Below are 22,084 nucleotides of genomic sequence, written 5' to 3'. Positions count from 1 at the left end.
TAGCGAATGACACCTCCGCACGTTCAAACGCGGCCATCTCTCGCGGCGACGTAAGCCCGCGTTTTAAGTTAGATCGTAGGGTATGTGGCGACCTCGATCAGATTGCCGTCCGGATCCCGGCAGTAGACGGAAGTCATCTTGCCGCGCGCACCGTCGCGCTCGACCGGCCCCGCCTCGATTTCGACACCCTGCGCGAGCCAGTGTGCCTTCACCTCGGCGGGACTCGATGTGGTGATGAAGCATAGATCGGCGCTGCCGGGCACCACTTCGCGTCCGGTGAACCACGCAACGGTGTCAGCCTTCGCCGGGCGCAGATTGATTTTCTGACTGCCGTAGGTCATGGCCACACGCTTGCCCGTACGGGATTCGAATTCCGTACGCCGCATGCCGAGCATACGAGCGTACCAGGCGGCGCTGACTTCGACGTCGGCGACATTCAGGACGAGATGATCGAGACTATCTATCGAGAAGCTCATGGAATCCGTTACCGTGATCAGTTGCGTGGTGACGCGCGGTAGTTAAACCGTACACGTGGGCCACCGCGCCGCTCGTTTGAAAGTCAGTCGCCGAAAACCTAGCATAAACATGCCGCTTGCGCCTGGTGCGCCCGTGGGTCTGCTTGGGTTTGCCTGGGTTTGCTTGGACACAGCGGCAGTGGCCCGGACTGGATCGCAGCACGTCTGCGCATGCGGCGTGGCGCGGCGGCACCAGCCGTCATGCGGATCGGCTGGCCGCCGCATTACGAGCGCGGCGTGTCGGGCGCCAGCAGCACGCCCTTCGTGAACACGAAGCAACCGTAGCCGCGCTCTTCGCCGGTTGCGATCACACAGTAGGCTTTGCGCGCGCGCTCGTAAAAAGCAAACCGTTCGATCGACGCAAAAGGCACGTCGCGCCCTTCTCCCGCGTTGACTTCGGCCTGAGCTTCGCGCTGCACCGACGGCATGGTGTGCGGTTCGCCCACCACTTCCATGCGCGACGCGGGATGCTCGATGAAGGTATCGAGCGGCATCACCGACAGCACCGCGCGAATGGCGCGCGGTGCGCTCACGCCGTCGAGGCGCAGCACTTCGCCCAGCACGGTTTCGCGTGCGACGGAGTCGGCGGGGAAGTTGGCGTCGCAGATCACGAGTTCGTCGCCATGGCCCATCGAGCGGAGTGCATAAAGGATGTCGGCGTTGAGCAGCGGGTCCAGATTCTTCAGCACGATGTCTCCTTGATTGTGCGTGTGTGTCGTGTGTGGCGTGCGTGCGGTTGCGTCGACGCAGGCGGATTGACGCGGATAGCGCTGTTCGAGCGATTGTAGCAAGCAACCGGGCAATCGCCAGATGAACGCGCGCAGCGCCAGCGCAACCAGCCGGCCAGTGCGAGGAGCACGAGTCCTGCGCCGCCTGGCACGGGCTCGCGCGAGGCGAGCAACGCCATGAACGTGAACGCGCGATCGCCGGCTAGCAGCGCGAAGCCGGCGATCGCGCTACTGAGCGTGTCGGCGGCTGCGCACAGCCGCCCCAAAACGCTGATGACTCGATGAGCCGTGACGGCGGCAGGCCCGTGCATGATCGTCTCCGTGAAAAGTCCTGAAAGAGAAACGGCGAAAACGGCGGAGCAACGGCGGAGAAAGCGCGAAAGACGAGTTCAGGTCGCGGCAGGCACGTAATCGAGAAAGCCGGTCACGGCTCGCAAACGCCCGTGTGCATCCACCACGCCGAAATCCGAACCCTTGACGATCACTTCGCCGGCGGGCGTCGTCAGCTCCCACGAGAAGCGCAGGCGATCCGCAAAGCCGTCGACGTCCGTCGTGCGGCGAAACATGTGGTGCGCAAAGCGCTCCTGCACGGCGCGGATCATCGCGTCGATCCCGTCATGGCCGGCGCCCGCCAGCAACGGGTCGCGATAGTCGGCGTCGGGCGTCCACGTTGCGGCAATCAACTCGCGGCGGCGCGCGCCGTCGGTCTCGTTCCAAGCGTCGAAATAACGGTCGATCAGGTCGGTATGCGTATTCATTTCCAATTCCTCGATTCGCGTAACTTGAGCACGACGCCTGGCAGACACGTTGTCGTCGGCGGGCTCGGAACGAACATTGACGGTTTGCGCGAAGAGCGTCGATTACGCGCGAGGTAAGGATTCGTGCACATGCCATGGCCATTCGGACGAATCGTCATCGCCAAAGCGAGTCGCTAAGCTCGACTGAGTTTTGGGGGCCGTGCAGTCGCAGCGCGCGGCGTTTGACGCACTTCACGAGCGCGGCCACGAACCGCCATTTTTTATATGATTTTTGAGCTTGCCAAATCGTATCCTAATGGATACACTCAACAACAGATCGCATCACCGGCTACGTACACGCTCAACCGCACCGAAACATTTCACACATGGCTGGCAGAACTCGCGGACCTGCGGGCAAGGGCCAGGATTCTTGTGCGAATACGGCGCGCTGAACGTGGCCATTTTGGCGACGTGAAGTATCTCGAAGACGGCGTATCCGAAATGCGCATCGATTTCGGGCCCGGCTATCGGGTGTATTTCGCGCGGGAAGGGCGCGTGGTGTATCTGCTGCTCTGCGGTGGCGATAAGTCCACGCAGATGGCCGATATCAAGCATGCCAAAACAATGTGGGCAGCACTCAGAAAGGAACTGTCATGAGCAAGATCAAAACGGCGCGGTTCGACGCGTCTCAATACCTCGATAGCGAGGAAATGATTGCCGAGTATCTCAACGCAGCACTCGAAGAAGACGACGCCGATCTTTTACTCGCAGCAATCGCAGATATCGCCAAGGCGCGCGGCATCACCCAAGTCGCGGCCGACGCAGGGCTCGGGCGTGAAAGCCTCTACAAAACGCTCGCGCCCGGCTCCAAACCGCGCATGGATACGGTTTTCAAGCTGCTGCGCGCGCTCGGCGTGAAGATCAACATCGTGCCGGGAGGCGTGGCGCACGCTTGATGGTCGCAATTACACGCCCTCTGCGCACATCACTGCCTTGCATTACCTGCCGGGTAATGGCTAGCTAACTGGGCCTCGCTATCATCAGCAACATGAACACATTTTCTCTTGCGAACGCGACCCCGCCCGGAACAGCACCGGCTAACCGCTCAGTCGGCGACCTTTTGCGCGAGTGGCGGCAACGTCGCAGAATGAGCCAGCTGCTGCTCGCCACCGAAGCCGATATCTCCACACGGCATCTGAGCTTTGTCGAGTCGGGCCGAGCGGCGCCCAGCCGGGAAATGGTCATGCATCTGGCGGAACGTCTCGACGTGCCGCTACGCGCGCGCAATGCGCTGCTGGTGGCCGCAGGCTACGCGCCACTGTTTCGCGAGCGCCCGCTCACCGACCCGCAACTCGCGGCCGCCCGCGAGGCCGTCGACCTGGTGTTGAAAGGCCACGAGCCTTATCCCGCATTGGCGATAGACCGTCATTGGACCATCATCGCGGCCAATGGCGCACTCGCGCCTCTCGTTGCCGGCGCAAGTGCAGAGCTACTGGAGCCGCCGGTCAATGCGTTGCGCCTGAGCCTGCATCCGGAGGGCATCGCGCGGTCGATCGTCAATTGGCATGCGTGGCGCGATCACACGCTCGGGCGTCTGCAGCGTCAAATCGAGATAAGCGGCGACCACACGTTGAGCGCGTTACGCGAGGAACTGGCCGCCTATCCAGCGCCGCCCGGCGCGCAGCCTGCCGGGCAAGAAGACAACGCGTTCAATCAGGTTGCCGTTCCATTGCACATGCGTACGGCAATCGGCGAGCTATCGTTTTTCAGCACGACCACGGTCTTCGGCACGCCGGTGGACGTCACACTCTCGGAACTCGCGATCGAGGCGTTCTTTCCTGCGGACCCGCAAACCGCAGCGGCGCTGCGCCAGTACACGGAGAACCAAAGCAGCAACGCTGCTGCCTAGAATGTGGGACGCGCCGGTCATCGGTCAAGGCGGTGGGAAACGCCGGAGCGTACGAGCCGTTGCGCTGGTCATCACGGGATGAGTAAGCGCCGCCCGGCCCCACCGTCGCGTGATCGGCAGTCGGGTACAAACCATCAGTCTGCAGGAGCGTCACATTTGAATCACAACACCATAATCGTCCGCCAACTCGGCCTCGCGGACCGCGACGCCTACTTCCAGCTCCGGTTGCGCGGATTGAAGACGCATCCCGACTCGTTCGGCCAGAGTTACGAAGAAGCGCTCGCGCAGGGCGCGTCCCAACATGACGCAACGTTGCAGGGCTCGCGTGCCGCGCAAGGAGATTTTCTGCTCGGTGCCTCCCTTGCCAGCGACGCACCGCTGGTCGGCGTGGTCGGCTTGCTGCGCAACGGGCGGGACAAGGAGCGGCATAAGGCGGCCGTGGTTGGCATGTACGTGGCCCCCGAAGCCGGCGGGCGCGGGGTCGGGCGCGCGTTGCTGACGGACTTAGTGGCGCGCGCCGGCCGGGTAAGCGGTCTGCTGCAAATCCAGTTGCTGGTCGGCACCCACAATCACGCAGCGCGAAATCTTTATGAATCGTTTGGGTTTCGCAAATACGGTTGCGAGATTGGTGCGTTGAAGGTTGGCGATGCGTTTTACGACGCCGATCTAATGGCGCGGTTTCTCTGACAGACGTCGCGGCGTCCGTCCGCGATTTCCGAGGGTCCGCTGCACTGCAGGCGGGTCGCAAATGGCGTCGTGGGACCAGCCTGCTTCGCCAGTCGATCCATGCTATTTTTATTTCCCCTGTTCCGCGCCGGCCGCGAGCGGCTTGCCGCCGTCTTGCTTGGCCGGCGCCGCTCAACTGTCCCCCCAACACTCACCATGTCAGACATCTCATCATCCTTTCCGCGCGTGCCGCGTCGCTTCGGCATCAATCCGAGGGCGCTCGGCACTGCGCTTGTGCTCATTGCGCTCGGCGCGATCTATCTGGCGCAGACGGTCAGCGGCCGGCAAGCCGCGCTTTTTATCGTCGGTGCGCTGCTTGGCGTGTCGCTGTATCACGCGGCGTTCGGCTTCACATCGGCATGGCGGGTTTTTATCGCCGACGGCCGCGGCGCCGGCCTGCGCGCGCAGATGCTGATGCTCGCGCTCGGCGTCCTGCTGTTTTTCCCGGTGCTCGCTGCCGGAACGTTATTTGGTCGGCCGGTCGTCGGCCTGGTCGCACCGGCGGGAACGTCGGTGCTGGTCGGGGCATTCATGTTCGGAATCGGCATGCAACTAGGCGGCGGATGTGCGTCCGGCACGCTGTACACCGTCGGCGGCGGAAGTACCCGCATGATCGTGACACTGGCGGCATTCGTCGCCGGTTCCGTTGTCGCAACGGCGCACATGCCCTTCTGGACGGCGCTGCCGTCGCTCAAACCCGTTTCCTTGGTGACCGCGCTCGGCGCCGGTTGGGCGATTACGCTCAATCTGGCGCTTTTTGCGGGCATAGCCGCTCTGACCATGCTGATCGAGCGACGCCGCCACGGCAAGCTGGTCAGTGAGCCAGCGCGCCCTGCCCATGCGTCGCCATGGCTGTACGGCCCGTGGCCGTTACTCGCGGGGGCCATTGCGCTGGCGCTGCTAAATTTTGCGACACTCGCCTTGTCGGGCCGCCCGTGGGGGATCACGTCGGCGTTCGCGCTATGGGGCGCAAAGCTGCTCGCGGCGCTCGGCGTCGACGTAGCCAGCTGGCCGTATTGGGCCGCCCACGCCAATGCCGGCGCTTTGGCCGCCCCCGTTACACATGACGTCACCACGGTCATGGATATCGGCATTGTCCTCGGCGCGATGACCGCAGCGGCGCTCGCGGGCCGTTACGCGCCGGCTTGGCGGGTGCCGACGCGGTCTCTGATCGCCGCCGTCGTGGGCGGGCTGCTGCTGGGCTATGGGGCGCGGCTCGCCTACGGCTGTAACATCGGCGCCTACTTCAGCGGCATTGTGTCTGGCAGCCTCCATGGCTGGCTGTGGCTCGCTGCTGCTTTCGCGGGCAACGTACTCGGCACCCGCCTGCGGCCGACCTTTGGCCTTGCCGTGGAACGGGTCCGCGCGACCAGGTGCTAGTTGTCACAAAGAACTTACAAACTAGCGCGCGTTTGTAACCGGGGACGAACCACACTGTTACAGGTTTGTTGCGTCCCTTAAACAAAGCATTATAACGGCAATTATTACTCCTCTTTTTACCTCCTTTCTATTTCCTTTCTAATGTCGGTGTCGTTTTTCTGGCACAGCATGCAGATTATCGCTTCTTCATATCATTCGGCAGAATTGCCGCCCCACGGGGGTTTTCATGGATATGACACCGCTTTTTGTACCCTAAAATTGCGTCCTGCATCGACCATTCTTCTAACCAGAAATAGTTACCGAATATCAGTGTATCTTTTTGGGATATTTTTTTGAGAATGTATTGATTTCTTGTTTTACCCTTCATACAATTCGTCCCAAGCTGTTACGAAATGTAACGCGGTGTATCAAAGCTCGCTGTCTGTATCAGGCAGCAGCAGTAGCCGGGGGTCAGCGTTTCCGGCGAGGCATAAAAGACATAACGGCAAAAAGCCGACATAGCAATTCGGGGCTTCGGAAACACAAAAAATGGACCGTAGCAGCGAGACGTTAGATTCAATCCGCGAAATCAACTTGTCTTACATCATGCTCGCGCAGCGCATGTTGCGTGAGGACAAAGCAGTCGGCATGTTCCGGCTGGGCTTGTCATCGGAACTGGCTGATCTGCTGGCGGGTTTGTCGCTCGCGCAGATCGTAAAGCTGGCCGGCTCTGATCAGCTGTTGTGCTTTTTCCGCTTCAACGACCACGCCATGCTGTCGGCGTTGACGCAAACGACCAAGCATGCAGCAGTTGCACCGACTCACGCGGCTATCCTGCTTGCAGGTCAGCCTGCTGAGCAATTTGCTTAACCGGGGTGACTGCGATGCTCAAGCGTAGCCTGACGGAAGATGCACAGGAAGTATTCCGCGCCATCGCGCTGATCGAACTCGGCGCGCGCATGCAGGTGCTGGAGAGCGAACTGACGCTCTCACGCGACCGCATGATCCGCCTGTATCGTGAAGTAAAGGGTGTTTCGCCGCCCAAAGGCATGCTGCCGTTTTCGGCGGACTGGTACATGACGTGGCTCGCGAACATTCACGCTTCGCTGTTCTACAACACGTACCTGTTCCTGAAAAAGGAAGCGCGCTGCTCGCATCTGGATGCGCTGACCAAAGGGTATCGGCTGTATCTGGAACATTGCAAGCACAGCGAAACCGAACCGGTACTGGACCTGACGCGTGCATGGACGCTGGTGCGTTTCTTCGACGCCGATATCCTGCAGTTGACCAAGTGCTGCCGTTGCACGGGCAAGTTCGTCGCTCATAAGCACGATTTGCAGCACAACGTGGTGTGCGGTGCCTGTCAGCCGCCGTCGCGCGCTGGCAAGACGAAGAAGGCCGCCGCCGCCCGTCAGGAAGCAGTTGCCGAAGAAGCAGCACAGGTTGCGCAAGCAGCCTGAACAGTCAGATCGAACTTAAAAAAACGATGAAGGCATGTCCAGCCTGATTCGAGCCGAAGCTTCAAATTGAAAGGTCCGCCAGCGAGCGGACCTTTTTTTTACGCCTGCCGCTTTCGCACGAGCGCGCGCGGCGGCTCGCGTAGCCCGTCAAACAGCGCGTGGCTCAGCCAACCAGTCCCACTGTCTGCACCACGAGCCACAGGTTCGCCGCGCTGATCACCACGAAGAGCGTCCACGACACGAGCCGCGTGAGCGCCTTATTGACGAAAGCGCCCATCAGCGAGCGGTCGCTCGTCATTCGGATCAACGGATAAAGCGCAAACGGCAGTTGCAGGCTCAATACGACCTGGCTTGCCACCAGCAATTTGCCCACCGCACCGCTGCCCATCACCTGCACGCCGATCAGCGCGGGAATCAGTGCGAGCGCCCGCGTGATCAAACGCCGCTGCCAGCACGGAATTTTCAGCTTCAGAAAGCCTTCCATGATCACCTGACCTGCCACCGTGCCCGTGAATGTCGAGCTTTGCCCTGACGCGAGCAGCGTAATCGCGAACAGCACCGCCGCAAATCCGGTACCGACGACCGGCGCCAGCAGCTTGTACGCGTCTTCGATCTCGGTCACCTGGTTGTGCCCGGTCGCATGAAACGCGGCCCCGGCGAGAACCAGAATCGCCATGTTGATGAGTAGCGCAATAGCGAGCGACACGATCGTATCGAGCCGCGACATGTTGATCGCCGAGCGCAGGCTCGCCGTGTCGCGCTTGACCGCCCGCGTCTGCACGATCGACGAATGCAGATAAAGGTTATGCGGCATGACGGTCGCGCCAAGAATGCCGATTGCCAGATACAGCGGCTCGGTGGAGTGGATGGCTTGCCAGGACGGAATCAGCCCGTTCGCGACCGACGGCCAATGCGGGCTCACGAGCGCCAGCTCGATGATGTAACCCACGCCGATAGTCGCGATCAGCCCGGCCATGATCGCCTCGAGGTCGCGGAAATTCTTGCCTTTCAGCCCGAGCACGATGAGCGTGTCGAAAGCGGTCAGCAGAACGCCGGTGGTCAGCGAACATTTGAACAGCAGATGAAAAGCGAGCGCGCCGCCGAGCACTTCGGCCAGATCGCAGGCCACGATCGACAACTCCGCGAGCATCCACTGAAAGCGCGCGATGCCGGGCGAGTAGCGGTCCCGCGACAATTCCGCCAGGTCTTTGCCGGTCGCGATGCCAAGGCGCATGCTCAGGCATTGCAGCGCCATGGCCGCGAGGCTCGACAGCATGACGACGAACAGCAGGCTGTAACCGTAGCGCGAGCCGGCTTCGATATCCGTGGCCCAGTTGCCGGGGTCCATGTAGCCGATCGAGATCAGCAGGCCGGGGCCGGCGAACTGCGCGATTTTTTTCCAGAACGGCGCGCGAGGCGAGACGGCGACCGAACCTTGCACTTCGGACGGGCAGAACGGCGCGGTCGCCGTAGTCGGTAGTTTGAACTGCAAACCGTGGGTCTCTCGAGGGGAATAAAACGCGTTGCCCCAAGCCAGACGGCGGGGCGCCGCGAACCGCCTCAAGTGTACAAAGAAACGTCCGGCAATGTCCCACTGAGCGCAAAACGGCCGACGTCGCGAACGCGGTAGTCGACCGGATCGTGCAGCGTATGCACGCGAGCGTTGCGCCAGAAACGGTCAAGCGCAAGCGGCGCGTGCGTCGCGCGGGCTCCGCACGCGTCGAACAGTTTCTCGCTGACGTCGAGCGCGGCGCGGTGCGCAACGATTTTTGCCTCGGAGGTGGCGAGCGCCACGTGCGCACGGTCTTCGGCGGAAAGCGCCGGACCTTGCCGCCACGCATCGTCGAGCATGCTGGCCGCGCGTACCGCGAGCGCCTCCGCGCTCACTGCCTGCAGACGCATTTCGCCGAAGCGCTGGATCAGGTACGGATCGTCGGTGGCCTTGTCGACGCCGGAACTGATCCACGGACGACCGTGCTGCGTGACGTAACCCCGGGCTTCTTCCAGCGCACCTTGCGCGATGCCCACGAAAAGGTTGGTCAGAACCTGCTGCGAAATCAGCGTGCGCAGACTCGCGTACGGCGTGTCGGCCCGCTCGAGCACTTCATCCGGCCTGACCTCGACCCCCGTGAAAGCGACGCTTCCGCTATCGGTCTGGCGTTGCCCGATCGGGTTCCAGTCTTCCCTCACTGTGATGCCTTCGCGCGTAGTGGGCACGACCGCGAATACCGGCTTGCCGGTGGACGGGTCGTGTGCCGAAACGGTCATCATCCGGGAGCCGCGCGTGCCCGAGCAAAAACCTTTCTGGCCGTCGAGCCGGTAGCCGCCATAACCCGTCGCGCTCGCCACGAGTCGCGTGTCGAGCGGATTGACGGCGTTGCCCCACCACCAGCGGCCTTCTGCCGTGCCGCCCAGATAACGCGCGCGTTGCGCCGGATTGCCCCACACATCGATGCTGACCACTTGCAGGCAAGTGAAGCCGAGCAGATGCGCGAGCGCACTGTCGACTTGCGCGATCCGGCGAATCGTGTCGTAAATCACCGGCCACGATGCGCCGATGCCGCCGAACTCGCGCGGCACCGCCAGCGTCAGCAAGCCGGCGTCGGCGATCCATTGTTTTTCCTGCGCGGCGTGGCCGCCGTCGCGATCGCGCTGGGCCGCGGTGGCGCGCAACGCGTCGAGCAGACCAGCCAGGTCGCGCACCGCGGGCGCGGCTGACGGTTCGCTCGTCTGCGCCGTCTCAAGGTGACGCGGTTCGTTCATGCAAGATCCAGTGTTCAAGTCGGCCAGGTTCGCACCCATGCGCCTGGCAGCGGGCGCTTCGTCACATCATAGGCGTGCGCGCATGTTAAGCAAACCCGCACGGCGAGGCCAATTCATCATTCAAATAGCGCGATGCAGATAGGCGTGATTTTAGACACGACGCGCGAGCCGTCGCACGAAGCGGTCCCCGACGAACTGCACCGCCGTCACGAGCACGATCAGCAATACGATCACGGTGACCATGACCGTGGTGTCGAAACGCTGGTATCCGTAGCGGATCGCGAGGTCCCCGAGGCCGCCTGCTCCCACCGCGCCCGCCATTGCGGAAGAGCCGATCATGGCTACTACGGTGATCGTGAAGCCACCGAGAATACCCGGCAACGCTTCGGGCAACAACACATGCCAGATAATGTGCCGGCGTTGTGCTCCCATTGCCTGAGCCGCTTCGATCAAACCACGGTCCACTTCACGCAGACTGACTTCCGCGACGCGTGCAAAAAAAGGAATCGCCGCGATACTCAGCGGCACGACCGCCGCCCACACGCCAATGGTTGTGCCGATCAGCACGCGCGTGAGCGGCAACAGCGCAACCAGCAGAATGATGAACGGCGTAGAGCGGAATGCGTTGACGAGTGCGCCGAGCACGCCATTCACAGCGCGCTTTTCGAAGATGCCGCCGCGTGTCGTGGTAACGAGGACCAGCGCGAGAGGAATGCCCACCAGCGCGGCGACGAACGCCGAAACACCCACCATCACGATAGTGTCGCGAATGGCGTCGGTTAATTCGGATAGCCAAATATCAGACATAGCCTAGCACCTCGACATGGTTCGCATAACGGCGTGCACGCTCGGCCAGCGTCGCCGCTTGCGCCTGCACGGAGGTCTGCTCGTTTCCACGCACGTGCGCAGAGACGACCAGCCTGCCCTGCGCATGCCCCTGAATCCGGTCGATGCCGCCATGCACGAAACTCACGCGGCCGCCGTCCACGCTCAGCGCCGCCGTCAGGCGGCCCAGATCCGGCTCGTGCGCGTCGGCGCCGGTGAAGCGTACGTCAAGCAGAACCTGTGCGTCGTGTTGCGCGATGTCGTGCAGCGGCCTCACGCGTTCGGCGAGGTCCAACGGCAGGTCGTGCACGAGCGTGCGGAGTAGTGCGCGCGTGGCGTCCTGCTGCGGATCGCCGAATACACGCCACACGGGTCCACTTTCCACTACCTCGCCACGCTCGATTACGGCGACCGTGTCGCACACTTCGCGGATCACCTGCATTTCGTGCGTAATGAGCACGATCGTCAGACCGAGCCGCCGGTTGATGTCGCGCAGTAAAGCGAGAATGGCCTGCGTGGTCTCCGGGTCGAGCGCGGACGTCGCTTCGTCGCAAAGCAGAAGGTCCGGATCGGTCACGAGTGCACGCGCGATGCCCACCCGCTGCTTTTGGCCGCCGGAGAGGCTCGCCGGATAAGCGTCGCGCTTCGCGGATAAGCCCACGAGTTCGAGCAGAGCGTCGACCTTTTTCCAGATCGACGCTTTCGGCACACCCGCTATCTTGAGTGGCAACGCAATGTTCTCGCGGACGGTCTTCGCCGAGAGCAGGTTGAAGTGCTGAAAGACCATGCCAATGCGCCGCCGCAGCGTGACGAGCCCGCGCTCATCGAGTTCGCCGACACTGACGCCGTTCACACGCACCTCGCCCAAGCCTGGCGTTTCCAGCCCATTGATGAGGCGAAGCAACGTCGACTTACCGGCGCCGCTGCGGCCGATGATGCCGAATACTTCGCCGCGCGCCACCGTCAGCGCGACATGGGCAAGCGCGGTGTTCTGCACGCCACGCGCGTCGGTGAACACCTTGCTCACGTCATCGAACAGCACGACCGTTTGCGCCGGCTCGTCCGGCGTTTTCCGGCGCGCCACGGCCGGTGCGTCTTCAATGAACTGGGGCACATCGAAAAGATGAGTCATTGCGGCTCCTTTCGTATCAGGCTGATTCGGTCGGCGAATGCGCGCGCAGCTTACCAGGCGACGGCGTAAAGCGAGCCGAACGCTTTATCGAGCGCGGCGCGCACGGCGGGCGAATGCTGGTAGATCGCAATGTACTTGCGGATTCGCGGATCGTTCACGCTCTCGGGTCGCACGACCCACTGGATCGCGTAGTTCTTGTTTTCCAGCCCGTCGAACAGCAGCGCGCTGTTCGGATCGGTCGTACCGGCCAGTTTGATGAAGCTGGGATAGCCCTGCGCGAGATCCACGTCATCGAGCGAGCGCGCGAGTTGCGACGCTTCGAGTTGCACGATCTTCAGATGCTTTGGATTGTCGATGATATCGAGCGTCGTGGCGCGATAGTCGACACCGGGCTTGAGCTTGATGAGACCCGCGCGTTGCAGCAGCAGCAAGCCGCGGCCTCCGTTTACCGGATCATTTGCGATGGCGACCGTCGCGCCATTCTTTAGCTCGTCGAAGTTTTTGATCTTCTTCGAATACAGACCGATCTTCATGATCGTACCCGGCGCAATCGCGACAAAGTTGTAGCCGCCCTGCTTTTTCGCATTCTCGAGAAACGGAATGTGCTGGAAGTAATTGACGTCGATATCCTTGTTGGCGAGCGCGGCGTTGGGTGTATTCCAGTCCGTGAACTCGATGATCTTTACGTCGAGTCCCTGCTCTTTCGCCTCGCGTGCGGCCACCTTCAGCGCTTCGATCTGCGGACTCGTCGCCGTGCCGATTTTGAGCGTAGCGGTGTCGGCTGCGGCCGCGGGCAAAGTCGATATCGTGAATGCAAGACTGACTGTGCCAACGACTGCAAATGTTGTGCTGTGGAAAAAGCGCCGAGCGGTGGTGAAAGAAATGCGCATGGTGAACCTTCGGGGTTGGATCGTGACGTTCTGTGAGGCGAGCCGGTCCGGCGGCATGCGGGAGCGCGTGCCGAAAGAAGCGAACAACGAAAAGGTGCGTCGCAGCGGTCGAGCGCGAGCTGAATTGCGGACATTGGCCGCAAGCCGTCCGATCAGCACCGGCCGTGCTACATGAGCGTCCTATGGACAGTCGGACAGGTCATCGCCTCTCTCCAGATGAGGTGCGAACGATCATAGACGGCACGAAAGCGCGAGTCTACGAACGGATTTTCGGAAGGAAAGTGGGAAAAAAGATTTGGCTGACGACGCGGACGTTCGGGCGACGTTGGCGCAAGTCTAACTTTGAGAATATGAATAAAACTTGGTTTAAACCGGGAAAATATCAATATATTACGATTACACCAGCGCTTTCCACGGTTTCGGTCTTAAAAAAGGAACCCGCATTGCCACGCCGCATGCACTCGTGGTCGACGCTCGTGCGTTCTCTTACGAGCCCGAAGAAGCCTGGGAGGCCTTGCGCGCGATGGCCACCACGATTCATCACACGTGGCGGCCTCTTTTTGCCCTTTCGTGCCATCTCGCGGACGAAGACATCGAATGCAGCGCCCCGCCTTCAAACTTGCGGAGGACATTGCAACTGGAAAAATCACCCTCGACCCCACGCCGATGTCCTCACGGCGGCGATAAAAAAGCCGGCCCGCGTTTGCGCGAGGGCCGGCTTTGCATCGCTTCCTGACCAACGTAAAACCTAACGCTTCGCCACCTGCTGCGTCGCGTCCGAAGCCGGCGCCGCGCCGACCGTCGCTGGATCCGGCGCGCCCGCCTCACCCCAGCCGCCACCCAGTGCGCGAATCAGATTCACTGTCGCCACCGCCTGCGTGCCCGACAGATGGCTTGCCTGCAATTGCGTCGTCAGCACCTGGCGCTCGCCATCGATCACGTCGAGATAACTGACCGCGCCCTCGGTGTACTGCGTGCGCGACAGATGCGCGGCACGCTGCGACGCTTCGACCGCGGTGTTCTGCTGGCGCATCTGATCGTCGAGCAGGCGCAGATCCGCCAGGTTGTCCTCGACCTCACGGAACGCAACCAGTACCTGCTGACGATACTGCGCGACGTCTTCGTCATATTTCGAGCGCGCCTGAGCAAGGTTGGCCTTGCGGCGGCCGCCGTCGAACAATGGCAGCGTCAACGCGGAACCCGCGAAGGGTCCGAGGATGAACGCACGGCTCGACCACATGAACAGATCGCCGAGCGTCGCCGACTCAAATCCAGCGGCCCCCGTGATATCCAGCTTCGGGAAGAACGCGGACTTGGCGAGGCCAACGCGTGCATTCGCCGCCTGCATCGCCCGCTCCGCAGCCGAAATATCCGGGCGACGTTCGAGCAGCGCCGAGGGCAAACCAGCCGGCACGCGCACGCTTATCGGCGCGAGCGGTGCTTCCGCAAACGAGAATTCAGCCGGCGGCTTGCCGAGCAGAATCGCGAGGCTATGCTCGGAGGCCGCGCGCTGACGCGCGACGCCCACGGCATCCGCACGCGCGCTCGCCAGTTCATTGCGCGCGCGGGCCAGGTCGAGTTCGCTAATATCGCCTTCCTTGAAGCGGCGCTCGATCAGCTTCAGCGTGTCTTCGCGCAACGTGACTGTACGACGGTACAGGTCCTGATCCGTGTCGAGCTCGCGCAGCTGAAAATAATTCTGCGCGACATCCGCCTGCAAGGACAGCTGTACCGAGCGGAACAGCGCTTCACTTTGCTGCTCGTCAGCGCGCGACGCGTTCACATTCGAACTCACGCGTCCAAACAGATCCGCCTCATACGACGCGCCCACCTGCGCGCGCCAGATGGTGCCGGTCGTCCCACCCGCGCTGTCCGGCAGAAACTGCGAAGCCGCTGAAGCACGCTCACGCGTCGGACCAAAGCCTGCATCCAGTTTCGGGAACCAGTCCGACTTCGCCGCCTGCGTCACCGCGCGCGCCTGCTGTACGCGCGCCGCAGCCGCTTTCAGGTCCTGGTTGGCGGCAGCGGCCTGCTCTTCAAGCGCGTTCAGTTGCGGATCGCCAAACACCGTCCACCATTCGCCGCGATGCGCGTCATCGGAAGGTTGCGCCTGTTTCCACGTACCGTCGTCGGGCAAGGAGGCGGATGACGCCGCAGCACCAGACGCAGCCGACGCTGCAACGGGCGCTTCCTTGAACGCCGTCGGCGTGTCCACATCAGGACGCTTATAGGTCGGCTCGACGGAGCAGGCCGCGAGCAACGCCACCAGCAAACCGCTGGCGGCTGCCCGGCCCCATCCGCGCAAAGATTCAAAGCGATTCATTATTGTTTTCTCCTCAGGCGTCCGTCACCGGCTGCTGCACGTAGTGCGGCGAATCTTTCTGCGCAACGTGAATGGTCCCGCCTGCCAGCGTACGCAGTACCACATAGAACACCGGCGTCAGCATCAAACCGAATAGCGTCACGCCCAGCATGCCAAAGAACACTGCGATACCCATCGCGTGACGCATTTCCGAGCCTGCGCCACTCGACAGCACCAGCGGCACCACGCCCATGATGAACGCGATCGATGTCATCAGGATAGGACGCAGACGCAGACGGCTCGCCTCGATCGCAGCCGAGAGCGGCGTATGTCCGTCATGCTCCAGTTCACGCGCGAACTCCACGATCAGAATCGCGTTCTTCGCCGACAAGCCCACCAGCACCATCAACCCGATCTGCGTAAAGATGTTGTTGTCGCCCTGCGTGAGCCACACGCCGGTCAGCGCGGATAGCACGCTCATCGGCACGATCAGGATCACCGCGAGCGGCAGCGTCAGGCTTTCATACAGCGCGGCCAGCACGAGGAACACGAGCAGCACGCTGATCGGAAACACCCACATACCCGCATTGCCAGCGAGAATCTGCTGATATGTCAGGTCGGTCCACTCCAGTTTGACGCCGCGCGGCAACACCTCTGCCGCCACGCGCTCGGCCGCGGCCTGCGCCTGTCCCGACGAAAAGCCCGGCGCGGGTCCACCGTTGATATCCGCGGCCGTATAGCCGTTGTAACGCACCACCATTTCCGGACCATACGTCGGCGCAACCGTGACCAGCGACGACAACGGCACCATGTCGCCCGCCGCATTGCGCGTCTTCAGTTGCAGTATGTCGTCGGCGCGTTGACGGAACGGCGCATCCGCCTGCACCCGCACCTGATACACGCGGCCAAACCGGTTGAAGTCGTTTACGTACAGCGATCCCAGATAGATCTGCATCGTGTTGAACACGTCGGTCACGGGCACACCGAGTTGCTTCGCCTTCACACGATCGAGGTCGACGTTCAGTTGCGGCACGTTAATCTGGTAACTCGAGAACGTCGGCCCGAGTTCAGGCGTTTGCGCAGCCTTCTTGACGAACGCCTCGGCCGCCTTGTTCAATTCCGCGTAACCGAGCGCACCATGGTCCTCCAGCTGCATCTTGAAGCCGCCGAGCGTACCGAGGCCAAGCACCGGCGGCGGCGGGAACACTGCAACGAAGGAGTCCTTGATTGCGGCATATTGCTGATTCAGCGCGCCGGCAATCGCACCTGCGGCGAGTGTCTTGCTGCCACGCTCCTTGAACGGCTTGAGCGTAACGAACACAATCCCTGCACTCGAGCTGTTCGTGAAGCCGTTCACCGACAAACCAGGGAACGCCACCGCACTTTCAACGCCCGGCTGCTTCAGTGCAATCGCGCTCATGTCGCGAATCACTTTTTCGGTACGATCGAGCGATGCGCCATTGGGCAACTGTGCGAATGCGATCAGGTATTCCTTGTCCTGCGCCGGCACGAAGCCGCCGGGCACGACGCGCGAAATGAGAACAGTCGCGCCGAGCAGAATCGCGTACACGGCGAGCATCGCACCTTTACGCCGCAATACGCCGGTCACGCCCTTGCCATACGCCGACGATCCGCGGTGAAACACCTTGTTGAAGCGCCTGAAAAAGCCGCCCAGCAGACGATTCATCACACGCGTCAGAAAGTCTTCTTTCGCACCGTGGCTGCGCAACAGCATTGCCGACAACGCCGGCGACAGCGTGAGCGAGTTGAATGCGGAGATGACCGTCGAGATCGCAATGGTCATTGCGAACTGTTTGTAGAACTGACCCGTCAAGCCGGTCATGAAAGCAAGCGGCACGAACACGGCAACCAGCGTGAGTGCAATGGCGATAATCGGTCCGCTCACTTCCTGCATGGCCTTGTACGTCGCGTCGCGCGCACTCAGTCCATTTTCGATATTACGTTCGACGTTCTCCACCACCACGATCGCGTCGTCGACCACGATCCCGATGGCCAGCACCATACCGAACAAAGACAGCGCGTTGATCGAAAAACCGAATGCCAGCAGAAGCGAAAACGTCCCGACAATCGACACCGGCACCGCAATCAGCGGAATGATCGACGCCCGCCACGTTTGCAGGAATACGATCACGACGATCACCACCAGCGCAATCGCTTCGAGCAGCGTGTGCACGACTGCCTCGATACTCGAACGCACGAACTGCGTCGGGTCATAAACGATCTTGTACTCGACGCCGGCCGGCATGTCTTCCGCGAGTTCCTTCATTGCGGAGCGCACCTGATCGGAAATCGCCAGCGAGTTCGCGCCCGGCGCCTGGTTGATTGCGAGCGCAACGGCCGGCTTGTTATCCAGCAGCGAACGCAGCCCATATTCCGACGCCGCCAGCTCGATCCGGGCAATGTCGCGCAGATAGGTCACGCCGCCGTCAGGCGCGGTCTTCACGATGATGTCGCCGAATTCGCCCTCGGTCTTCAGCCGGCCGCGTGCATTCACCGACAATTGCAACTGCGTGCCCGGCACCGAAGGCGATGCGCCGATTACACCGGCCGCCACCTGAACGTTCTGCTCGCGAATCGCGTTGACCACCTCGGTCGCGGTCAGCCCGCGCTGCGCCACTTTCTGCGGATCGAGCCACACGCGCATCGCGTAATCGCCCGAACCCCACAACTGCACTTCGCCCACACCCTGAATCCGCGCGAGCCGGTCCTTGACGTTCAACACCGCGTAATTGCGCAGATACGTCATGTCGTAACGATTGTTCGGCGAAATCAGGTGGACCACCATCGTCAGCGTCGGCGAACTTTTGATCGTCGTAATGCCGAGGCGCTGCACGTCTTCCGGCAAGCGCGGCAGGGCCTGATTCACACGGTTCTGCACGAGTTGCGTCGCGAGGTCAGGATTGGTGCCGAGCTTGAACGTGACGGTGAGCGTGAGATTGCCGTCGCTATTCGCTTGCGACTGCATATACAGCATGTTCTCGACGCCGTTGATCTGCTCTTCCAGCGGCGACGCGACGGCTTCGGCGATGACCTTCGGGTTGGCGCCCGGATACTGCGCGTGCACCACGACCGACGGCGGCACGACTTCGGGATACTCGGAGATCGGCAGCTTGAAAAGCGAGATCACGCCCGCCAGCAGGATCAGCACCGACAGCACGCCCGCGAAGATCGGCCGGTCGATAAAGAATTTGGATATGTTCATGAGAAGCTCTTAACGTTGGAGCACGCGCGCACCAGCAGAACGCGGCGCATGGGGCTCACGAGTTCTTGTCCGCGGCTTTCGCGCGCGTTTGCGCAAGCGGCGCGCTGTTCGGGTCCTGATCGGCCGTCATCGGCACCATGTGCGCGCGCACCGCGTCGCCAGGACGTACACGCTGCACGCCGTTCACGACGATGCGCTCGCTCGCCTTCAGGCCACCCTTGACGACTCGCAGATTGCCCTGCATGCCGCCCACCGAGATCTCGCGGTACACCACGTGGTTGCTCTGATCGACCACCAGTACGAACTTTTTGTCCTGGTCCGTGCCCACTGCGGCGTCGTCGATCAACAGCGCCGGATGCGGCTCGCTGCCGCCCACCTTCACGCGCGCATAAAGTCCGGGAATCAGTGCGCCGTCTTCGTTATCGAAACGCGCGCGCACGCGGATCGTGCCCGACGACGTGTCGAGCCGGTTATCCACCGACTCGATCACGCCGCTGCGCGAATAGCCGCTTTCGTCGGCGAGACCGAGTTCGACCGGCACCTTGCTGCCATCCTTCGCGCGGCTCAGGTACTGCAGATACGTCTGCTCGTCCGCGTCGAACGACGCATAGATCGGCGACACCGACACGAGCGTGGTCAGCGGCGCAGCGCCCGCGCCGGCGGAAATGACATTACCCACCGTGATTTCGGCACGCGACACGCGGCCCGACACCGGCGCCACGATCTTCGTGTAGCCGAGATTGATGCGCGCGGTTTCGAGCGCGGCCTGCGCCGCTTTCAGATTCGCGCTCGCCTCGCGCGCGGCGTTCTGCTTCTCGTCGTAGTCGCGCTTCGCAATCGCGTTGTCCGCAATCAGACGTTGCGCGCGTTCCCAGTCGCTTTGCGTGTAACCGGTGCGGGCCTGCGCGGCGGCGAGCTGCGCCTCGGCGCGATCCACTTCGGCTGCATACGGGCGCGGATCGATCACGAACAGCGTGTCGCCCTTCTTCACGAGCGCGCCGTCCTTGAAGTTCACCGACACGATCGTGCCGGGCACCTGCGAACGCACGTCCACTTTTTCGACGGCTTCGAGGCGGCCGGAGTAGCTCTGCCAGTCGGTGATCGTCTTTTGCACCACCGTGGCGACGTCCACCTCCGGCACGATGGTCGGCGCAGCGGGCGAGCTTGCGTCGACACGGATGGCGCCGAACGTGCCCAGCCCGGCCACGACGACGACGGCTAGCACTGCGATCGCCACACGGCGACGGGAAAGAGGAAGAATAGACATGTGAAACTCCCGGTATCGTTGATTGGATTTCTGCTTGTTTCGTTTTCATCGATGGGCGCGCGCATCGAAGCGCCACTGAAAAAATCGCACCGCTTCCTGCAACGCCGGCGGATGATCGGCTAGCGCGGCATGCGAAACGCTTGGATAGCGGACCACCTGGGTCAGCACACCGGCATCGATCAGACTGCTCGCATATTTCTCCGCTTCCACATGCAGCACGTCGTTTTGCGCCGTTGCAATCAGCGTCGCCGGCAGGCCCGCCAGCCGCGCCGACTCGAGCGGCGCGGCGTAGGGGTGCATGCGCTGCGACGCTTGCGGCAGATAGGCGCGGTAACAGGCCGCGCATTCCCTGGCGGTGATATCCGAACCCAGGCGCTTTTCGTCGCCAAGCCGCGTCAGGCTGGGATCGAGCATGGGTCCGAACAGCGCCTGCGCGGAGATCTTCACGTCGCCGCGGTCCCGTGCGATGAACGCCAGACAGTTGGCCAACTGCCCGCCTGCATCGTGACCTGCCACGCCAATCTTCCTGCTATTGCCGCCAAACGCGCGCGCCCGTGTCTGTACCCAGAGCGCGGCACGATGCGCGTCTTCCGGTGCCGCGGGAAACGGAAACTTCGGCGCCAGTGAATAACCCACCGACACCACCAGTGCCGGGAAGTGTTCTGCGAAATAACGCGCAGCGAAGTCGGCCTGATTGATCGAGCCCTTCGTAAAACCGCCGCCGTGAAAATAAAGCAGCACAGGCAGTGCGGTTTTGTTTGCATGGCGGTACAACCGCAACGTGATGTCCTGTGCGTGTCCTTCAATCTGCACGTCAGTGACGTCGAGCGCCGTTCCATCTGGCTCTGCCGGCGTGCTGCCGGCGGGCATGAAGGAAAACGGCGATTTGAATGCATCCATATCGAGCCGCGCAATGCGCATAGAACTTCAATGGTGCGAATTGTGGGTTCAGCAGACTCGTAAATAAATGCCTATAATCCGGCAACACAATTCGGTGCCCCTGAACAATCGAGTGCGATTGCTCTGCGGATCTGACTCCGCGCGGCACCTGCCTTTTTCTGGAGGTCTGCAATGGACCGGCTTCAGGCCATGCAAGTGTTCACGCGTGTTGTCGACACCAACAGCTTTACCCGCGCAGCGGAAACGCTGGACCTGCCGCGCGCATCGGTTACCACCATCATTCAGAACCTCGAAGCGTTTCTTGGCACGCGTCTGATGCACCGGACCACGCGGCGTCTGTCGCTCACGCCGGACGGCGCGGCTTACTACGAACGTTGCGTGCGCATCCTCGCGGATGTGGAAGAGACCGAAGCGAGTTTTCAGAGCGGCAATAAAAAGCCGCACGGCAAGCTGCGAATCGACATGCCGGGGTCGATCGGCCGGCTACTGGTGATTCCGTCGCTCTGTGAATTCCACACGCGCTATCCGGACATCGATCTGCAACTCGGCTTGTCGGACCGCCCGGTCGACCTGCTGCAGGAAGGCGTGGATTGCGTCGTACGAGTAGGCGCGCTGCAGGACTCTTCGCTCGTCGCGCGCCGTATCGGTCTATTCGAAGGCGTGACTTGCGCCGCGCCCGGCTATATCGAGCGCGCCGGCATGCCGGCTTCGCTGGAAGACCTCGACAACCACAAAGCAGTGAATTACTTTTCGAGCCGTACCGGGCGCACGCTCGACTGGGCCTTCATGGTGGACGGCAAAGAGATCGAAGTGAAGATGAAGGGCATCGTGTCAGTCAACGACGCAGACGCGTACGTGACCTGCGGACTCGAAGGCTTCGGTCTGATTCAGCCGGCGCGCTTCATGGTGCTGCCGCATCTGCGTTCGGGTCAGCTGATCGAAGTACTGCCCGAGCTGAAGCCTTTGCCGATGCCGATTTCCGCGGTCTATCCGCACAGTCGTCATCTGTCGCCCAAAGTCCGTGTCTTCGTAGACTGGATCGCCGAGGTCTTCGACCGTTGCCCGTTGCTAAGCGGAAAAGGCAGTCTCGACGCCACCTGTACGAAGCGCACTTTCGAAGAGCGCGAATCTGCTCCAATGCTCGATACGCCTGTGATCACGGAGTGGGTCGCATGATCGCGGTGTCGAATTGATGTACAGATGGTGAAACAGTGAATTCCAGCCGCGGCTCCAATGCCGCGGCGCCCTTTGTTTAACGCGTTATCAGACTGATTGTCGCGATTGTTCTGGAATCGCGACAATTCATTTCGCAGAACCGCGATTTATCCGCACCGCTCCAAAGTCTACA

21 protein-coding genes are annotated in these 22,084 nt (G+C 61.9%); 8 read left to right on the top strand and 13 right to left on the bottom strand.

The window, feature by feature from the left end; genetic code table 11:
* Positions 1-68: 68 nt before the first annotated feature.
* From AAGS40_RS17605 to AAGS40_RS17590, 4 genes are all read right to left on the bottom strand, one after another.
* The gene (locus AAGS40_RS17605) at positions 69-476 is read right to left on the bottom strand and encodes a VOC family protein (RefSeq protein WP_345816062.1); all 408 of its coding nucleotides are present in this window, start codon (positions 474-476) and stop codon (positions 69-71) included.
* A gap of 263 nt (positions 477-739) precedes the next feature.
* Positions 740-1,204 carry an RbsD/FucU domain-containing protein gene (locus AAGS40_RS17600; RefSeq protein WP_345816061.1) on the bottom strand — a complete coding sequence of 155 codons (465 nt, stop codon included), beginning with the start codon at positions 1,202-1,204 and terminating at the stop codon, positions 740-742.
* Entirely contained in the window at positions 1,198-1,554 is a 357-nt protein-coding gene (locus AAGS40_RS17595; RefSeq protein ID WP_345816060.1) for a hypothetical protein, read from the bottom strand. The genes AAGS40_RS17600 and AAGS40_RS17595 overlap by 7 nt, the downstream gene beginning before the upstream one ends.
* 78 nt (positions 1,555-1,632) lie before the next feature.
* Positions 1,633-2,001 (bottom strand): nuclear transport factor 2 family protein, encoded by a 369-nt coding sequence (locus tag AAGS40_RS17590; RefSeq protein ID WP_345816059.1) that lies wholly within the window; start codon positions 1,999-2,001, stop codon positions 1,633-1,635.
* Between the two features lie 264 nt (positions 2,002-2,265).
* Between AAGS40_RS17590 and AAGS40_RS17585 the strand changes: the two genes are divergently transcribed.
* The 7 genes from AAGS40_RS17585 (at position 2,266) to flhC (ending at position 7,434) form a co-directional block, all read left to right on the top strand.
* The gene (locus AAGS40_RS17585; RefSeq protein ID WP_345816058.1) at positions 2,266-2,637 is read left to right on the top strand and encodes a type II toxin-antitoxin system RelE/ParE family toxin; all 372 of its coding nucleotides are present in this window, start codon (positions 2,266-2,268) and stop codon (positions 2,635-2,637) included.
* On the top strand, positions 2,634-2,936 hold the full coding sequence (locus AAGS40_RS17580; RefSeq protein WP_345816057.1) for an addiction module antidote protein: 303 nt from the start codon (positions 2,634-2,636) through the stop codon (positions 2,934-2,936). Before AAGS40_RS17585 ends, AAGS40_RS17580 begins: the two co-directional genes overlap by 4 nt.
* Positions 2,937-3,028: 92 nt before the next feature.
* Positions 3,029-3,889: a helix-turn-helix transcriptional regulator gene (locus AAGS40_RS17575; RefSeq protein WP_345816056.1), complete on the top strand. Its 861-nt coding sequence runs from the start codon at positions 3,029-3,031 to the stop codon at positions 3,887-3,889.
* 156 nt (positions 3,890-4,045) lie between these two features.
* The gene (locus AAGS40_RS17570; protein ID WP_345816055.1) at positions 4,046-4,576 is read left to right on the top strand and encodes a GNAT family protein; all 531 of its coding nucleotides are present in this window, start codon (positions 4,046-4,048) and stop codon (positions 4,574-4,576) included.
* A gap of 195 nt (positions 4,577-4,771) precedes the next feature.
* A complete protein-coding gene (locus tag AAGS40_RS17565; protein WP_345816054.1) occupies positions 4,772-5,995 on the top strand; it encodes a YeeE/YedE family protein in 1,224 nt (407 codons plus the stop codon).
* 528 nt (positions 5,996-6,523) lie between these two features.
* A complete protein-coding gene (gene flhD / locus AAGS40_RS17560; protein ID WP_345816053.1) occupies positions 6,524-6,844 on the top strand; it encodes a flagellar transcriptional regulator FlhD in 321 nt (106 codons plus the stop codon).
* 14 nt (positions 6,845-6,858) lie between these two features.
* Positions 6,859-7,434 carry a flagellar transcriptional regulator FlhC gene (flhC, locus tag AAGS40_RS17555; RefSeq protein WP_345816052.1) on the top strand — a complete coding sequence of 192 codons (576 nt, stop codon included), beginning with the start codon at positions 6,859-6,861 and terminating at the stop codon, positions 7,432-7,434.
* Between the two features lie 163 nt (positions 7,435-7,597).
* On the opposite strand, the gene AAGS40_RS17550 is transcribed toward flhC, so the two are convergent.
* From AAGS40_RS17550 to AAGS40_RS17510, 9 genes are all read right to left on the bottom strand, one after another.
* The gene (locus tag AAGS40_RS17550; RefSeq protein WP_345816051.1) at positions 7,598-8,926 is read right to left on the bottom strand and encodes an Nramp family divalent metal transporter; all 1,329 of its coding nucleotides are present in this window, start codon (positions 8,924-8,926) and stop codon (positions 7,598-7,600) included.
* Between the two features lie 68 nt (positions 8,927-8,994).
* Complete coding sequence (locus AAGS40_RS17545) at positions 8,995-10,197, bottom strand: acyl-CoA dehydrogenase family protein (RefSeq protein ID WP_345816050.1); 1,203 nt, start codon at positions 10,195-10,197, stop codon at positions 8,995-8,997.
* Positions 10,198-10,347: 150 nt separating this feature from the next.
* The gene (locus AAGS40_RS17540; protein WP_345816049.1) at positions 10,348-11,004 is read right to left on the bottom strand and encodes a methionine ABC transporter permease; all 657 of its coding nucleotides are present in this window, start codon (positions 11,002-11,004) and stop codon (positions 10,348-10,350) included.
* Positions 10,997-12,154: an ATP-binding cassette domain-containing protein gene (locus tag AAGS40_RS17535; protein WP_345816048.1), complete on the bottom strand. Its 1,158-nt coding sequence runs from the start codon at positions 12,152-12,154 to the stop codon at positions 10,997-10,999. The genes AAGS40_RS17540 and AAGS40_RS17535 overlap by 8 nt, the downstream gene beginning before the upstream one ends.
* A gap of 50 nt (positions 12,155-12,204) precedes the next feature.
* Positions 12,205-13,044: a MetQ/NlpA family ABC transporter substrate-binding protein gene (locus tag AAGS40_RS17530; RefSeq protein ID WP_345816047.1), complete on the bottom strand. Its 840-nt coding sequence runs from the start codon at positions 13,042-13,044 to the stop codon at positions 12,205-12,207.
* Between the two features lie 748 nt (positions 13,045-13,792).
* Positions 13,793-15,367, bottom strand: a complete 1,575-nt coding sequence (locus tag AAGS40_RS17525; RefSeq protein WP_345816046.1) for an efflux transporter outer membrane subunit — start codon at positions 15,365-15,367, stop codon at positions 13,793-13,795.
* 13 nt (positions 15,368-15,380) lie between these two features.
* Complete coding sequence (locus AAGS40_RS17520; RefSeq protein WP_345816045.1) at positions 15,381-18,569, bottom strand: efflux RND transporter permease subunit; 3,189 nt, start codon at positions 18,567-18,569, stop codon at positions 15,381-15,383.
* A gap of 55 nt (positions 18,570-18,624) precedes the next feature.
* Positions 18,625-19,836, bottom strand: a complete 1,212-nt coding sequence (locus tag AAGS40_RS17515) for an efflux RND transporter periplasmic adaptor subunit (protein WP_345816044.1) — start codon at positions 19,834-19,836, stop codon at positions 18,625-18,627.
* 45 nt (positions 19,837-19,881) lie between these two features.
* Entirely contained in the window at positions 19,882-20,736 is an 855-nt protein-coding gene (locus tag AAGS40_RS17510) for an alpha/beta hydrolase (RefSeq protein WP_345816043.1), read from the bottom strand.
* Positions 20,737-20,907: 171 nt separating this feature from the next.
* On the opposite strand from AAGS40_RS17510, the gene AAGS40_RS17505 reads away from it, so the two are divergent.
* Complete coding sequence (locus tag AAGS40_RS17505) at positions 20,908-21,912, top strand: LysR family transcriptional regulator (RefSeq protein ID WP_345816042.1); 1,005 nt, start codon at positions 20,908-20,910, stop codon at positions 21,910-21,912.
* The last annotated feature ends 172 nt before the right edge of the window (positions 21,913-22,084 follow it).

Origin of the sequence: Paraburkholderia sp. PREW-6R (assembly GCF_039621805.1) — a bacterium.
Classification (GTDB): Bacteria; Pseudomonadota; Gammaproteobacteria; order Burkholderiales; family Burkholderiaceae; genus Paraburkholderia.
Note: the sequence above shows the minus strand (reverse complement) of the source record. Positions and strands in the feature narration are given on the sequence as shown.

Coding starts and splice junctions, on each gene's coding strand:
- AAGS40_RS17535 (WP_345816048.1), bottom strand. CDS start 12,154: ATGACTCATCTTTTCGATGTGCCCCAGTTCATTGAAGACGCACCGGCC.
- AAGS40_RS17595 (WP_345816060.1), bottom strand. CDS start 1,554: ATGCACGGGCCTGCCGCCGTCACGGCTCATCGAGTCATCAGCGTTTTG.
- AAGS40_RS17505 (WP_345816042.1), top strand. CDS start 20,908: ATGGACCGGCTTCAGGCCATGCAAGTGTTCACGCGTGTTGTCGACACC.
- AAGS40_RS17510 (WP_345816043.1), bottom strand. CDS start 20,736: ATGGATGCATTCAAATCGCCGTTTTCCTTCATGCCCGCCGGCAGCACG.
- AAGS40_RS17575 (WP_345816056.1), top strand. CDS start 3,029: ATGAACACATTTTCTCTTGCGAACGCGACCCCGCCCGGAACAGCACCG.
- flhD (WP_345816053.1), top strand. CDS start 6,524: ATGGACCGTAGCAGCGAGACGTTAGATTCAATCCGCGAAATCAACTTG.
- AAGS40_RS17520 (WP_345816045.1), bottom strand. CDS start 18,569: ATGAACATATCCAAATTCTTTATCGACCGGCCGATCTTCGCGGGCGTG.
- AAGS40_RS17525 (WP_345816046.1), bottom strand. CDS start 15,367: ATGAATCGCTTTGAATCTTTGCGCGGATGGGGCCGGGCAGCCGCCAGC.
- AAGS40_RS17585 (WP_345816058.1), top strand. CDS start 2,266: ATGATTTTTGAGCTTGCCAAATCGTATCCTAATGGATACACTCAACAA.
- AAGS40_RS17545 (WP_345816050.1), bottom strand. CDS start 10,197: ATGAACGAACCGCGTCACCTTGAGACGGCGCAGACGAGCGAACCGTCA.
- AAGS40_RS17605 (WP_345816062.1), bottom strand. CDS start 476: ATGAGCTTCTCGATAGATAGTCTCGATCATCTCGTCCTGAATGTCGCC.
- AAGS40_RS17540 (WP_345816049.1), bottom strand. CDS start 11,004: ATGTCTGATATTTGGCTATCCGAATTAACCGACGCCATTCGCGACACT.
- AAGS40_RS17580 (WP_345816057.1), top strand. CDS start 2,634: ATGAGCAAGATCAAAACGGCGCGGTTCGACGCGTCTCAATACCTCGAT.
- AAGS40_RS17565 (WP_345816054.1), top strand. CDS start 4,772: ATGTCAGACATCTCATCATCCTTTCCGCGCGTGCCGCGTCGCTTCGGC.
- AAGS40_RS17530 (WP_345816047.1), bottom strand. CDS start 13,044: ATGCGCATTTCTTTCACCACCGCTCGGCGCTTTTTCCACAGCACAACA.
- AAGS40_RS17515 (WP_345816044.1), bottom strand. CDS start 19,836: ATGTCTATTCTTCCTCTTTCCCGTCGCCGTGTGGCGATCGCAGTGCTA.
- flhC (WP_345816052.1), top strand. CDS start 6,859: ATGCTCAAGCGTAGCCTGACGGAAGATGCACAGGAAGTATTCCGCGCC.
- AAGS40_RS17590 (WP_345816059.1), bottom strand. CDS start 2,001: ATGAATACGCATACCGACCTGATCGACCGTTATTTCGACGCTTGGAAC.